We start from the raw sequence: 16,729 nt of genomic DNA, 5'->3' as shown, positions 1-16,729 counted from the left end.
ATGTTCCTTGGTTGGCGGATACGAGGTTGTATAGAACAGGAGACAGGGTACGGCGCTTGGAGTCGGGAGCGTTGGTATTTTTGGGAAGGAAGGATGAGCAAGTCAAGCTGCGGGGATATCGTATAGAACTTGGAGAGATAAGGAGTGTTTTGGCACAGCAAGCAGTGGTGAAACAGGCGGCGGTGTTGGTGCAAGGAGAGGGTGCGGATGCGACGTTGGTGGGTTATGTTGTTGCAGAGGGAGAGGTAGTAGATGAAGGTAGTTTTATAGCAGAGTTAGAGCGTGCGTTATCGGCGCGTTTAGCCAGTTATATGTGTCCGAGTCGTTGGTGTTTGCTAGATGCTTTGCCGTTGACGGCGAATGGTAAGCTGGATAGGGGTGCGCTACCGAGCGAGATTAGGGAGATAGGGCAGGAATATGAAGCGGCGGAGAATAGTGTAGAGCGAGCGCTGGTAGAGATATGGGCAGAGGTACTGCGACAACCACTAGAGGAGTTAAGTGTAACGGGTGATTTCTTTAGGTTAGGGGGAAATTCTCTGTTAGCAGTGAAAATAATCAGCGAGATTAACGCTCGCTACAAGCTGCAGTTGGGTCTCAAAGAACTCTTTAGTTATCCTAGTATTCGCCGCTTAGCGGTACTTATGCAGCAATCTGGTTTGGGAGAAAACAACCCAGAGATCCCAGCGTTACCTCGAGATGGTCAAGCCCTACCGCTATCTTACGCACAACAGCGTCTTTGGTTTATTGAGCAATTAGCAACTCAACCAAACGCACAATTCAATATGCCATTGGCGTTAAGAATCCGTGGCCAATTAGAGACTAATACCCTTGAGCAGGCCATCGCAGCAGTTATTAAGCGTCACGAGATACTAAGAACAGTATACCAGCTCGATCAGGATGGCGAACCCCAACAAGTTATATTGCCAGCATTTGCGCCACGGATAACAACGCTTGAGTTAAATGGCAGTGAGCAAGAAAAGCTTAATCAGGCACACGCTAATGTTGCAGCCCAAGCCTTGCAGCCGTTTAACTTACAAAGTGACCACATGTTAAAGGTTCAGTTGTTGCAACTTGGCAAGCATGATTATGTATTGGCCATTGTGGTGCATCATATTGCTTGCGACGGTTGGTCATTGAATATTCTTCTTAACGATATCATGGCATTCTATGACGCGATAAGCTCAGCGCAAGCACCCACTCTGGATCCATTGGCGATACAGTATGCAGACTTTGCAAGTTGGCAACGTCGTTACCTAGGTGGAGAGCGGTTGCAACACGGACTTGATTTTTGGCTGAGTCATCTAGATCAAGCGCCGCCATTACATAGTATTCCCCTAGACCGTAATCGAGCTCCTGATCAGTTCAGTGGAGCAAGAGTAGATGGAACCATTGCACCAGATATCGTTAATGAACTAGAGCTATTTGCTCAGCAGCACCAAAGCACTCTGTTTATGCTCTTACAGACTATGTTCGCGGTTACTGTAGGTAGATTCAGTCGTGAGCAGGATGTTGTAATGGGGATGCCTGCGGTCAATCGTAATAATAAGTCCTGTCAGAATATGATTGGCTTATTTCTAAATACACTAGTCGTGCGTACTCAGTTTGATACACAACAACCCATCGGTGAATTGCTGCGCAAAGCCAAGCAAACCCATATGGAGATACATGCTCACAGTGAGGTTCCGTTTGAATTACTAGTCGAACAATTGAATCCAGAGCGTTCCTTGACACATGCTCCTATCTTTCAGTTGTTTATCAATATGGCCAATGAACAACTAGCATTGTCAACAGAAAGCCAACTCGAAGTGAGTGCTTTTTCTGCACAGCAAGAGTTTGACAGTAAGTACGACATTACTTTATATCTGCGACCGACTCACTCAGGGTTGAAGTTTATTTTTGCTTACAATGCGGCATTGTTTGACTGCTCAACCATTACTGCTTTGGCGAATGAATTTAGTAGTACGTTGTATCAGGTTGCAGCAAATCCACAACTTAACGTTGCACAGCTTAAGTGGTCGCAACCTCTAAAAGAGAATGCCGCAGTTACTCTTTGTGAGCATGAAGTCAGCTCAGTTCATCAATTATTTGAACTTAATTTGAGTAAGCACGCAGCTAGTGGTGCATTACATTATGCAGAGCAAAAGCTGTCATTTGAAGAGTTAAACGAACAGTCCAACAAGTTGGCTCATTATCTGATTAAGCAACATGCTATCAGTAAGGGTCAAACGGTAGGTATACATTGCCAGCGAAACGCCACGCGGATAATCGCTATGCTTGCTGTATTAAAGGCAGGAGCAACACTGGTTCCATTGTCTGTTGAACTGCCTGCATCACGATTGAAGTTGCAAGCAGAAGATGCAGACATTACTTTGCTATTACATGATGAGCAAACAGAGGCATCATTTTTTGAGCGCGCAACATTGGACTGTAGCAGTCTATTGAGAGAAAGCACGCTGGACCAATACAGCGGAGAAAATCCAGACGTTGAAGTCTTTAGTGATGATATTGCGCACATAATCTACACCTCGGGCTCGACGGGTAAGCCCAAAGGGGTGTTAGGGACTCACGGTGCTGTAGTTAACAGAGTCAGTTGGATGTTACAGCGTTTTCCACTGGCCTCAAATGAAGTAACCGTGATGATGACCTCAATGGCGTTTATACGCGGTATGTGGGAGTTTTACGTCAGCTTAGCTGCAATCAAACCCGTTGTTTTATTGCCACGAGAGCAGGTGAAAGATAACAATTTATTCGTCGCAGCTATTGAAAAACATAAAATCACCAGAATAGTTACTACGCCTTCTCATTTGCAGAGTTTAGTAATATCGGGAGCGCAGTATCGCTCGACGCTTAGCAGTTTGCGCTACTGGTTTATTAGTGGTGAAGCACTGTCTTTGAGCCTTGCTGAGCGATGCTGTAAATGGCTGGATGAAGTGGAGTTTTATAACCTTTACGGCTCCACCGAGGTTATGTCCGATGTTCTATACAGTAATATTAAAGAGGATGTCGCACGAGGTGTCATAACACTCGGACAGGCGATAACCAACAACCACGTATTACTCGTTGATGAGCAACTACAACGTGTTCCTACGGGAGCTGTAGGTGAGGTTTTGGTTGTGGGTAGTAATGTGGCAGCAGGGTATTTGTTACGCCCAGAACAAACGAAAGCCGCGTTTGTGGAGTATGATGGTCAACGCGCATACCGAACCGGTGACTTGGCAAAGTATCTCGCTGACGGTCGTTTGGTTGGTTTGGGACGTAAAGATAAGCAAGTTAAGATTCGTGGGTTCCGAGTTGAAGTGGATGAAATCGCCAGTCTACTGCGCAACCGCCCTGAAGTTGATGATGCGATCGTACTGGTCAAAGGCACTGAACTACAACAACGGTTGATTGCTTATCTTAATGTTGGTTGTCGAGCTGTTAAACCGTCACAGCTTGAACAGATTAAAGTCTATTTAAGTGATCATTTACCTGATTATATGGTTCCTAGTCACTTTGTTACCATCGAAAATTGGCCTCTCACTATCAATGGTAAACTACAATACAGCGCCTTGCCTGAACCCACTTACCAAAATGATCAGATGCAAGTGGTTCCGAGTACAGAGACTGAGCATCAGCTCCTAGAAATCTGGCAAGGTCTATTAAATGTGACAACAATCGGTGTTACAGATAGCTTTTTTGCGTTGGGCGGACATTCGCTTTTAGCAACTCGTTTGGTTAGCCAAGTTGAGGCGACTTTTGGCTTGACGATAGCGTTGAAAGCAGTTTTTGAAAACAGCACGATTCAATTGCTAGCGCAGCATATAGATAATCATGGTAAAGCCAGTCTGGGGGCAATAACACCGGCACCTAAAGGAAAGCAGATCCCACTTAGTTATGCTCAACAGCGTCTATGGTTTGTCGAGCAAGTAAGTCCTAGTAATCAGTACAATATGCCGCTAGCGTATCAAGTAACAGGAAAGTTTGCACTGCAAGTGGCAGAGCAAGCGTTGCAGTATTTAGTAAATCGGCACGCGGTACTTAGAACTCAATATCAATTTGATGGCCAAACGGCATATCAAGAAGTGCAAGAAAGCTGGCAAGTCAGGCTGACAGTTTCTGATCTAACTCATTTATCTGAGCAACAACAAAAAGATAGCATTATTGATCTGCTACGTTCTTTTTATCAACGAGTATTCGTACTCGAAGAACAACCGCCATTTGAAATCCATTATATCTGCCAAAGTAGCGAACAGGGCATACTGCTGTTTAATCTCCATCATATAGCTGCAGATGCATGGTCTATGGGTATCTTGATGTCTGAGTTTATCCATTGTTATCAGGCTATCGAGGCGGGAGTTGATCCGCAGTTACCTGCATTGAGTATTCAATATAGTGATTTTGCTTACTGGCAACGACAGCGATTGGATGATGTATTTTTAGCTGAGCAATTAGCATATTGGCGTACACAACTACAAGATGTGCCAAGCATCCATAACCTGCCATTGGATAGGCCTCGACCTTCAGTCAGAGCACAGCAAGGAGCAATTTATGAGAGTTGTTTATCTGGCGAAATAGTTCAGCAATTAGAGAAAGTGGCGAGTCAGCATAATGTATCGATGTACATGCTATTTCATGCAGCCTTGGCATTTTTAGTTAGTAAATTAAGTGGACAGCAGGATGTGGTTATTGGTTGCCCTATCGCCAATCGAACGAATGTTGAAGTTGAGCCACTAATAGGACTATTTGTAAATACTCTGGTTCTGCGAACTCAAGTACAGCAAGAGAGTTTTAATGGACTTCTAGAGCATATTCGTACGGTCAATTTGGACGCTCAAGCACATCAAGATGTGCCATTTGAGCAACTCGTAGATTTATGTAAGTTACTACGCACTAGCAGTCACACGCCGCTAGTACAAGTTGTTTTGAACTTGAACAATATCGGCCAATCTGTTGCGGGGATTGAAGGGCTGGAATTTACCCCGTTAGAACAACAAAGAACGATTGCTAAAACTGACTTGAATCTTGGGGTGGTATTTGCCGGAGGGAAGTGGGTCATCAAGTGGACCTATGATGTTGCGTTATTTGATGCAGATACGATTGAGCGATTCTCGAGCTACTTTATACGTATCCTTCATCAAGTTGCACACAATCCACGGATCGCATTAAGTGATATCGATCTGCTCAATGAGCAAACACAGCAAGCATTAGTGGCAATGAGCCGAGGGCCAGAGCTTGCACCAACAAGGATACAACAAGTTCATCAGTTTCTTGAGAACCAGGTAACACGAACTCCAGAGGCGATTGCACTGGTTTCTGATACACAGAGCTATAATTATCAGGAGCTAAATTCAGCTGTTAACAAGCTATCCAACTACTTACTCAAATTGGAGTTACCGCGTCAAGCAACGGTTGGGATCTGCATGGAGAGATGTAGTGATATGGTAATTGCAATGTATGCAGTTGCTAAAGCTGGTTTAGTTTTCACACCTTTGGATCCGGAACAGCCACAAGCGCGACGTGCATTTATCATTAGCAATGCAAAAGTTCATTTAGTGCTGAGTCATCAGCAATTTGAGCCCATATTGCGACAAATCCCTGCACTGGCCGTCGCCTATATTGATAGTGTTGCGACCAATCAATTAATCACACAATGCTCAAACATAAATCCAGAAATTGGAGGTCACAATACGGATTTGGCTTATATCATGTATACCTCTGGTTCAAGTGGCGAACCTAAAGGTGTACAAATTGAACATCGGCAAATCATTGCTGCAACACAGAGTCGTCTAGATGCTTATCGAGTACCAGCAGGGCGCTTCTTGTCTCTTTCATCTATCTATTTTGACTCTTGTTTATTAGGTATTTTTTCAGTGTTAGCACAAGGTGCTGAACTACATATCGTCAAAGATAGTGATGTGGTCGATATTGGAGCCGTTTACCGGTACATCATGGCAAGTGATATTACTCACTTGGCGATTTTACCGACAATGTATCGGGCGTTATTACAGTATGCCAACCTAATGGCTGCGCTACCAAGCCAGCTAAGATTAGTGATCACTGGTGGAGAAGGAGTAGAGCAAGATCTTCAACAGTTGCATTTTGAAAGCCAATGGAGTCAGGGGGCTCGATTTTTTAACGAATATGGGCCAACAGAGGCGACAGTTTGGAGTAGTCACTATGAAATCAAAGCGGATGATAGCTTTCAGGTTGCACCTATTGGTCGTCCGGCGGGTCACGTCAACCTTTACGTAATGGATCATTATGGGCACCTAACACCACAAGGTTGTGAGGGGGAGTTGCACATTGGTGGAGTTGGTGTGGCAAGAGGTTATATGGACAATGCTGAGCTTACCAATGGACATTTTTTCTCAAGACAACTCTACAGCGGAGAATCAGAGCGACTATATCGAACTGGTGATGTGGTGCGTTATAACAAGCATGGTGATATAGAGTTTGTAGGTCGTAAAGATAACCAAGTAAAAATACGTGGCTACCGTGTCGAGCTAAGTGAGATAGAGCAACAGATCTTACACCACCCTGATGTACTCGATTGTGTCACAAAAGTGTGGCAGGAGCAGGGAGAAGAAAAGCTCCTTATTGCATACTTACAGATCCGCGAACGACAGTCCGAACAGGCGGTTGTTGCAGCAGTTAAAAAACAACTGGCTCAAACACTACCCAGTTACATGCAACCCAATGCGATAACGAGTATTGGTCATATACCTGTCAATCGTAATGGTAAGGTAGATAGAAAGGCGTTGCCTAAACCTAACCTTGCAGCACTAACCGGTGAATATTCGCCTGCGCAAAATAATACGCAGAAAAAGTTGCTGACCATCTGGGCCGAACTACTGCACTTATCGGCAGAGGAGATCAGCATCAATGCCGACTTCTTTGAACTGGGTGGACATTCGCTATTAGCGGTACAACTAGTGACCAAAGTTAATGAAACCTTTCCTGTTGACTTATCTATAAAAGAAATTTTTAGCTCACCCGTACTATGCGATTTGGCTGACCAAGTTGATGCTTTACTTCATTTAGATGAAGACGAGCTGGCGGCCGCTGAAGCTGAGCTAGCAGATATGTCTGATGAAGAAATAGAAAAGCTTTATCAGGAGCTGTGTGACGAGTAACGGCTACTTTGAATTATCGTCACCTCCGGATATAGCGCATAACAAAATAGGTATAACGAAAATGGATATTGAGAATACACAGTCAGTGGCAGAGTCAAATCGCAAGCGAGCCGCGCTGATTAAAAAGTTGGCAGAGCAAAAGCGCGCCCAGATGTTGGCTAAGAAACAAAGCAAAATTACAGCTCGGCAAATAGGGTCTAACACCTTGCCTTTATCGTTCGCACAGCAACGCCTGTGGTTTCTCGATAAGCTTTCTGACCAGGGCGCAGAATATAATATCTCCGGAGGCTTCACCGTTAGAGGAGAGTTTAACGTTGTGGCGGCCCAACAGGCAATACAACAGATCATCACCCGCCATGAAGTGCTTCGAACGACATATGATGACAAGGACGGAGAGCCTATTCAGATTATTCAAGCGACTCCTGAATTTGCAATGACAGTTTACGACTTGAGCCGTGACGAATGTGCACCAAATGCGAATACGATGGAGGAGTTACTCCAGCGCGAATGTGAAAAACCGTTCGATTTAAGTACCGATGTGATGCTCCGAGCAAGTTATATCTCTTTGCCACGCGAGCAAGAACGGGCTGTTGGGGTATTACTGTTTAGTATGCATCATATTGCTTCTGATGGTTGGTCGATGGAAATTGTCACGCGTGAATTTGTGGCAGAATATCAGGCTCAACTGGATGACCGCCCAGCGAGTGTCGTTGAACCGGAGATACAATACGGTGATTTTGCACTTTGGCAACGCCAACACTTGGATCAGCAAGTGTTGCAAAAGCAACTTGAATATTGGCAGCATCAACTTGAAGGAATGCCTGCCGTTCATCGTCTACCCATGGATTATCCACGGCCAGATTTTAAACGCTATCAAGGCCTTAAACTTTCCAGACGACTCGAAGGCAGCGTAAGCCGTCGAGCGTTGATGTTTGCAAAGGAGCATGGACTGACTCCATTCATGTTATTTCATGCGGTGCTGAATCTTATGATGGCACGCTGTAGTAACCAAGCCGAATTTGTGGTGGGAACGCCAGCCGCTAACCGAATGAAGTCAGAGTTGAAGCAAGTGGTTGGCTTTTTTGTTAATACGCTCGTTTTAAAAGCAAATGTCGATGCGTCTAGTGTTAATGCATATCTTGAGCACATTAAAGAAGTTAATTTAGGTGCTCAATCTAATCAAGATATTCCTTTCGAGCAGATAGTTGAGCATTGCGTGCCAGCCAGAAGCGCCCAATACACCCCATTATTTCAGGTACTGCTAAGTACAACGAGCGGTCAAAACACTGCATTAGAGCTACCTCACCTTGAGTTACTACCTATTGAGCGCAAAGGGGTGGTAGCTAAATTTGATATAGATATTAATGTTGCTTTGGGTGAGCAAGGTGGCCAAATCAAATGGGTTTATGATAGTGCTATTTTTAAGCCTGAAACGATAACACAATTTGCTGAATTTTTTGAATGTACCCTAATCTCCCTATTAAATTGCCATGATCTTAGTTTGCCCTTAAGTCGCATCAATATGATCACTGATGCTGAGCGCACGAAGCTAGTTACTCCCAACCAACCGCAGTTTGAAGGTCAGCCACTAGCAGATCATGTTCATCTTCATTTTAGTGCGCAGGCCCAAAAGCTTCATAACCAAACCGCGTTAATATCGCAAAATAACCACATTAGCTATCAAACAGTTGATAGCGCCTCGACACAAATGGCTATACATCTTCAAGAGTTGGGGGTAGGTGCTGGCGATATTGTGGCTGTAAGTATGATTCAGAATGAGCGCTTAATATATACTATTTTGGGCATTATGAAGCTTGGAGCAGCCTATTTACCTGTCTCACCTGATTTACCTAAGGCGAGGTTACAGTATATTTTTGATGATGCATCAGTGTCATTGGTGATCACATCGGAAGAAAAGATAGGGCTCGACAAGCGTGATGGCCTCAAGGTCATATGTTTCGATGATGATTTTGAGCAACGAATATTAAATCATTATGTTACTGAAGGCTTTGAGCCCCACCAAGGTGACCCATCTACACTACCAAGTTATGTGATTTACACTTCGGGTTCGACAGGCAATCCCAAAGGCGTTGTCATTTCGCAGCAAAGTGCTTTGCAATTTGGGCTCTATATGGGACAGCGATTTGCAATTGACTCTAATTGCCGAGTACTACAATTTGCCACTATTAGCTTTGATGCTTTTATCATGGAATGGCAATGGGCATTATTAAATGGTGGCAGTCTACATTTTTGCGATCCGCAATGTAAAACCGATCCTGCACAGCTAAGCTCGTTTTTACAGCAACAAAGTATTACTCACACACTGTTGCCGCCGACACTTCTTCGCCACCTTCCTTATCATGATAATTATGATTTTAAAGCTCTGTTGGTCGGAGGCGAGGCTTGCGATGAAGGTTTGGCCGAGCAGTGGGCTGGGCGATACCCTATGTTTAATGCGTATGGGCCCACCGAGTCTACAGTGTGTGCCAGTATTGCTGAGCTAAAACCCCAGCATCAGGTCACAATTGGTACTCCTGTAGATTTCACCCAACTATTTGTCTTGAGTCGCGACGGTCAACCTTTACCGAAAGGCTTGTGTGGAGAGTTAGTGATAGCGGGAAGTGGGTTGGCTTTAGGTTATTTGAATAAATCAGAGCTGACTTTGCAAAAATTTATCACGAACCCTTTTGGGGCGGGGCGGTGGTATTTTACTGGAGATATTGCGCGGCAAAATAGCCGCGGAGAATTTGAATATCTGGGACGTATTGATGATCAAGTGAGTATTAAAGGCTTCCGGATTGAGCTTGAGGAAGTTAAGCAGCAACTACTGTTAGCTGTTGGTGTAACCGCAGCAGAAGTAGTTGTTGAAGAATTGGCTGCGGGACAGCGTAGGTTGCTAGCCTACATCGTAGCGAGCAATGAGGTAGTTGGCTCTGACGGTGAACTTATTGCATCGGTGAAAGCACAACTGCATGAGCGTTTGCCCAATTATATGATCCCTGCAGGTTTTGCTGTGCTTGATGCACTGCCTGTCACCCAAAGTGGCAAGGTTGATAAACAGGCACTACCCAAAATAGATATGTTGGCGCAACAAGAATCATACCAAGCGCCAAGCAATGATATAGAGCATCAACTGGTTGAGTTGTATGCTCAGTTGCTGGGACTTTCACCACAACACCTAAGTGTTACGAGTAACTTTTTTGAACTGGGTGGTGATTCGATCTTGTCTATACAGCTAGTGTCGAGAGCCGCAAGGGTTGGATTGTACTTTTCTGTTAAGCAGTTGTTCTCCTACCAAACCATAGCTGCACTGGCTGCCCATGTTTCGACTTCACAAGTACAGCAGGTCTCACAGCAGGCAAGTGCTGGAACCTTACCATTACTGCCTATTCATCAAGCTTTTTTTATGGATGAGGCTGGACTAAATCATTTTAATCAGGCTGTTATGCTCGGTTGCCAAATCCAGTTAACTAAAGAGTTTCTGACCCAAGTTGTTACATGCTTAGTGGTCCAGCATGATGCACTGAGGTTGCGTTTTAAACATCAAGATACTGGTTGGGTTGGTGAGTTTGCTGACACTTCAAGTTTTGATATTGACGCAGTACTAAGCGTAATCAATGTTGATAATTTAAATTCAATTACAGGTATTGCGGATGAGTTACAGCAAAGCCTCAACATTACAGTTGGCCCCTTATTCAAGGTGGTCTTGTTTACTGATCCAAAACAGCAGCAGCGTCTGCTGATTATTTGCCACCACCTTATTATAGATGGAGTCTCTTGGCGTATTCTGCTGGAAGACTTTGAGCGCTGTTTAGATAAGAGCCAAGAGCCCACTCATCATGCTCTATTTGAGCTTGGGCAAAAGACCACCGCTTATCAAACATGGTGCGAGTATTTAGACTCATGGCCAAATCTAGAACAGAACGCCAACGAGATTGCTTATTGGCGAGAGCGGTTAGCGCTACCTGTACCTAGTTATCGGCGCGGTGAGACGAGTGAGGCATACATAAGTAATGAGTTTGTTGGTAGTTTACAGTTTGCATTGGATAAGGATTATACAAGCTTGTTGTTGCAACGAGCTAATAGCACTTATAGAACACAAATAAATGAGCTACTCATTGCAGCGCTATTACGTGGTTTTAGTCTTTGGTCGGAACAGTCTATCATGCGCATAGATTTAGAGGGGCATGGTCGCGAAGAGCTTGATAGCGGCCATGATCTCAGTCGCACTATCGGCTGGTTTACTACCTCATACCCACTTACATTAGAAGCGCCTGATGGGGATCTTGAAGCGCTAATTTGTGCAGTAAAAGAGCAATACCGTGCCATTCCAAATAAAGGACTCGGCTTTGGGTTATTAGCTCGGGCAGGTCTGTTGGGGAGTAATGTTGAACCTCACGCTGAAATTGTATTCAACTATCTAGGCCAATTTAAGCAGGTGATCAATGAGCAATCGCTATTGTTTGCTGTAGAGGAAGGTACCGGGCGAGCTATCAGCCCTCATAGAAAGTTAACACACGGGCTTAGCTTCAACGGTAAAATTTTGGCCGAGCAATTACAGTTCAACTTGAGCTATGACAAAAACGGTTACTCCTGCGAGTCTCTCCAAAAGTTAAACCAGCTAATTGTCAGAAGTTTAGAAGAGATTATTCAGCACTGCTGTGATGTTGAAGCCGGTATTTTTACGGCGTCGGATTTTCCGTTGGCAACTGTCCAGCCGCAAGAGCTAAAAAGCTGGACGCAAGGCCAAGCTATTCAAGATATTTATGCGACAACGCCAATGCAAGAAGGGATGCTATACCATAGTAACTTGGAGCGTGGTGCATACGCCAACCAGCTATTTATGGAAGTGATTGGTGAGGTTGATCTCGGCCATCTGCGTGCTGCTTGGCAGTGTCTGGTAGATAGGTACGACATTTTTCGAACTGGATTTAGAACGTCAGAGCTAGGAATAATCAATCAGATTGTCCATCAACAGGTGACATTACCTTGGCAAGAGTTTGATTTAAGTCAACTAGATGTGGCGGAACAACAAGCGATAGTCAATCAAGTGCGTGCTGAAGACAAGGCGGAAGGCTTTAATGTCAATATGCCACCTTTAGTACGAGTAACGGTTTGGCAATTGGCGCCCCAACACTATCAGCTTTTGTGGACTCAGCACCATGCATTAATCGACGGTTGGTGTTCTGGTATTGTTTTCTCCGAGCTATTAGCGATTTATCATGCATTAAGTAACAAGCGAGATATACAACTATCGCCAGCCGTGCCTTACAAAAATTACATCGCCTGGCTACAAAGTAAAGATAGTGATAAAGCTGAGCAGTTTTGGCGTACTCAAGTGGGTCAAATTACTAAACGAAGTCATTTACCTTTTTCTCGTTACCTAGAGCAGCCTGACTATGTGGTTGCGAGGGAATATTTACAACTAACAGTCGAGCAAACTAATGCGTTAACTCTGCTTGCAAAGCAAACGCGCACCACCCTGAATGTTGTATTGCAAGCTGCTTGGGCTTTATTGTTGAGTCGAGCAAACCGCAGTAAACAGGTTACGTTTGGTACAACCGTATCCGGCCGCCCTGCAGATTTGAATGGGGTAGAGTCAATGGTGGGGCTATTTATTAACACAGTGCCCGCGGTCATCTCTCTTGACTCAGAGCAGAGCGTATCTGAGCTGTTACTACAGCTCCAATCAGATTATATTGAAAGAGATGAATACAGTTATTTTCCGTTATCAAAAATTCAAAAGTTATCTAGTGAACATGCCGGTCGCGGCCTATTTGATAGCTTATTAGTATTTGAGAACTATCCGCGCTCTTTATCCGATGCGAGTAGGCACACAGAGCAGTCACTGCAAATCAAAAATATTGAATCGCAGCAAGGCAACAATTTCCCTCTTTCTTTGATAGCCTCTCATGGCGAGGTACTCAAGATTAAGTTCGAGTACCATAGTAATCATTATTCAAAACACGGGATAGAACAGCTTCGTAGCTGCCTAGGCGAAATCCTTACGGCCATGTCACACGGATCAGATAAGCCAATATCGACATTAGCTTGGCTAACCAAAGCGCAGCAACAAGCTGTTTTAGTGAACAGTGGTTATGGCCGACAAACGCAAACTTCCCCGAGTTTTATTGCTACCTTAAAGCATCAATTTGCCAGTTATCCAGAGGCTGAAGCTGTTTATAGCCATGGGGTAAGTACGAATTATCGAGCATTAAATACAATTGCTAATCAAATCGCTACACAGTTATCAGAAAACGGTATAGGTAAACAAAGTCGGGTTGGAATTTGTCTAGAAAAGGGCGTGGGTTATTTAGCTTCAATTATAGCGACATTTAAAGTTGGCGCTGCATTTGTGCCATTGGAAAAGGAATGGCCAGCAGAGCGTCTAGCTTTCATTGCTCAAGATGCACAGCTAGACCTAACGCTCACTGAGCCCACGACTCAACATGCAATGACCAAGTCTCAACGACAGCTATGCATAACAAAACTAGCTTCTGAACATATCGAGTTTGAGGGGGACATCCCTCACGCTAATGATATCGCTTATATTATCTACACGTCGGGTACAACTGGTAAACCTAAAGGAGTGGCCGTGAGTCATGGCAACATAAGCCATTACGTTGATGCCATGTTATCTCGACACGCGATTGCCCAACATAGTCGCTTTGCTCTCCTTACTTCATTTGCCACAGATTTGGGTTACACCTCGATACTTCTAGCGTTGGCGACAGCAGGCAGTGTAGATATAGGTAGTCGAGAGTTGATCCAAAGCGGTGATAGTTTTACCCAGCATATCCTTGCACGTGAGATTAATGTGATTAAGCTGACTCCGAGTCTACTGGCTGCACTGTTAACGCATTATGATGGAAAATTGACATCGCTAAACCATGTATTCGTGGGTGGTGAAGCTATTCAATCCGATGCTCGTCAAGTCATTCGCACGCTACTTAATGATGGCGTGGAAGTAATTAATCACTACGGTCCAACAGAGACTACCATTGGGGCATGTACACAGGTTATTAATGATGTGGATGCTAAGCCAATAGCGATAGGTCACCCTATTCCAGGAATGCGAGCTTGTGTGCTGGATGATAACAAAGAGTTGGTGCCTGATGGCATCGTAGGTGAGCTGTACTTATCAGGAAGCGGTGTTGCTTTAGGATACATCAGACAGTCGTCGTTAACGGATCAGTATTTCACTCTTGACCCTTGGGCGTCCGATAGTTCGCGTCGTTACGCCACGGGGGATTTGGTATATAGAGATGAAAGTGGAGATTTGGTATATGTCGGACGTAAAGATAATCAAATCAAAGTTCGTGGTTTCCGCGTTGAACTGGAAGAGATCGAGCTAACTTTACTGCGCTCACCTAGCGTTAGTACCGCCGTTGTCATACTTAATAGCGAGCAAACTTTGGTGGCCTACATCAAGCTCAAAGCTGGTGCTGTGGAGCAACAAAGTAATCTATTAAATCTTGCCCAGCAATGGCTACCTCACTACATGGTACCAAGTGCGATTGTCTTTGTGGAAGATATCCCATTAAAAAGCAACGGAAAAGTAGATAAAAGTGCATTGCCAAGTGTGCAAAAGAATGTTGAGAAAAAACGAGCTGAAACGCCTTTGGAATTAACCGTTGCTCGAGCTTGGGCGCAATATTTGGGCTGCGATGCTGAAACGATAGGGGTCGAAGAAAACTTTTATGATTTAGGTGGTGACTCCGTAAAAATGATTTTGGTGATTGGCTTGTTGAAGAAGCAAGGGATCACAATAGCAGCTCAGCAAATGAGCAAAATCAATACCATTGCTGGGGTCGTGGAATTGGTTGAAGGTCAAGGCCAAGCACCGAAACAGCCAGAGTCAGTTGTTTTATTGGGGCAACAAGCTGAAGAAGTTATCTTCGCGATTCACCCATATGGGGGGCGTGTTGATAACTATCGCCAGTTGGCAGCTAAATTGCAGCCTGAATATCAGCTACTAGGGTTACAAGCGCCATACAATTACCAGTCTGACTATCGATTTGATTCTGCAAAGCAACTAGCTGAGCGTTATGTAGAAGAAATCCTCGTTACGCAACCAAAGGGACCTTATAGGATCATAGGTTGGTCTGCTGGTGGCACACTCGCGCACTTGGTTGCTGCTACGTTACAGCAACGAGGCCGGAATGTTGCCTATTTAGGCATGATAGATTCACTTCCGATAGGCACATCTCGAAAAGTGAAAAGTAACCATGATTATCTGTTAAATAGCGCTCGCTATATTGATAAGCATATCGCCACGAAATTAGCACCAACTTGTAGCTACAGCTACGATGAGCTGATGCAAGCCATCATTGAGTCAATATTTTCCTCACAACCTGATTTCCCACTTTCACGCGATGTGCTAACCGCAGCGTTGCAATTTGGGGTTGATTTAGGGCGTAGTTTGGCGACTGCTCAGGCGATGCAAGAACCATTAGATTTAGCCGTTGAGTTGTTTAAAGCGACTGCTTCAGAAGGCGGGGTGATTGAGCCTGCGTCATTTACTCAGGCCTTTAAACAGCCGCTGAAGGTGCATGAATTTGAGACCACACATGCCGGTCTACTCGAAGGTGATGCTGTAGTCATGATAGCCGATCTAATAAAACAGAGTTTAAAGCGAAAGAATAAGAAAAATGAAGGAGTAACTGGATAATGTTAAAGACTAAACCACTACCCGAAGCACGAGATAGAGAAGTACTACTTGAAGTCGAGTTGTCAGGTATGAAATCACTTGATTGGGTGACACAGCATAAGGAGCAACTCAATGGCATGTTAGATGAGCACGGAATGCTGCTCATTCGAGGTTTAAACGTTGTGAGTAGTAAGCAGTTTGGGCAAGCGCTTAGCACGTTGTTTGGCTGTGAGTTAGCTTCGTACCAATACCGCTCGACGCCTAGGACCGAACTTAGAGGAAATGTTTACACTGCCACTGAGTATCACCATGACGAAGTGATACCGCAGCATAATGAATGTTCTTATGCGAATAAGTGGCCTCAAAAATTAGGTTTTTTCTGTATGTTACCGGCAGGAAAAGGCGGAGCGACACCGTTGGCTGACAGTCGTGCGGTATATGAAAAATTACCAGCGGAGATCCGTGCCAAATTTGAATCTAAGCAAATCATGTATGTACGAAACTATAGCGACATTGATCTGCCTTGGACTGAAGTATTTCAAACTGACAGTAAAGAGGATGTTGAACGTTTTTGTCATGAAAACGGTTTTGAATTTGAATGGTTTGATAATGAGTTACGGACCAAGCAGGTTAATCAAGCTGCAATTGAACACCCGCTACATGGCTTTAAAGTTTGGTTTAATCAAGCTCATTTATTCCACATTTCAAGCCTTGACCCTGAAACTAAACAGAGTTTTTTATCAATGTTTGGCACTGAAAGATTACCAAGAAATACCTACTTTGGAGATGGCAGTGACATTCCGGAAGCTGATTTGGCAAAAATCCGGGAAATTTATGAACAGGAAATGTTCCATTTCAATTGGCAAAAAGGCGATGTTTTACTGCTAGATAACTTACGTTTTACCCATGGCCGGCAACCTTTTGAAGGTGCCAGGAAAGTGCTTGTAGGCATGGCCTAACTTCAGGA

General features: G+C 44.3%; 3 protein-coding genes. All 3 read left to right on the top strand.

Annotated features, from left to right (window positions below):
* Positions 1–11: 11 nt before the first annotated feature.
* Positions 12–7,112, top strand: coding sequence for an amino acid adenylation domain-containing protein (locus L3V43_RS22665; protein ID WP_346656530.1), 7,101 nt, complete (start codon positions 12–14; stop codon positions 7,110–7,112).
* A 61-nt stretch (positions 7,113–7,173) separates the two neighbouring features.
* Positions 7,174–15,783: a non-ribosomal peptide synthetase gene (locus L3V43_RS22660; RefSeq protein ID WP_237117449.1), complete on the top strand. Its 8,610-nt coding sequence runs from the start codon at positions 7,174–7,176 to the stop codon at positions 15,781–15,783.
* On the top strand, positions 15,783–16,721 hold the full coding sequence (locus L3V43_RS22655; RefSeq protein ID WP_010604449.1) for a TauD/TfdA family dioxygenase: 939 nt from the start codon (positions 15,783–15,785) through the stop codon (positions 16,719–16,721). Before L3V43_RS22660 ends, L3V43_RS22655 begins: the two co-directional genes overlap by 1 nt.
* Positions 16,722–16,729: the final 8 nt, after the last annotated feature.

This window comes from Pseudoalteromonas sp. L23 (genome assembly GCF_021728455.1).
GTDB lineage: Bacteria > Pseudomonadota > Gammaproteobacteria > Enterobacterales > Alteromonadaceae > Pseudoalteromonas.
The sequence above is the reverse complement of the archived record's forward strand: the minus strand, read 5'-3'. Positions and strand labels throughout refer to the sequence as shown.

What these genes read in the sequence shown, in the direction of transcription:
- L3V43_RS22660 (WP_237117449.1), top strand. Translation starts at nt 7,174, where the DNA reads ATGGATATTGAGAATACACAGTCAGTGGCAGAGTCAAATCGCAAGCGA.
- L3V43_RS22655 (WP_010604449.1), top strand. Translation starts at nt 15,783, where the DNA reads ATGTTAAAGACTAAACCACTACCCGAAGCACGAGATAGAGAAGTACTA.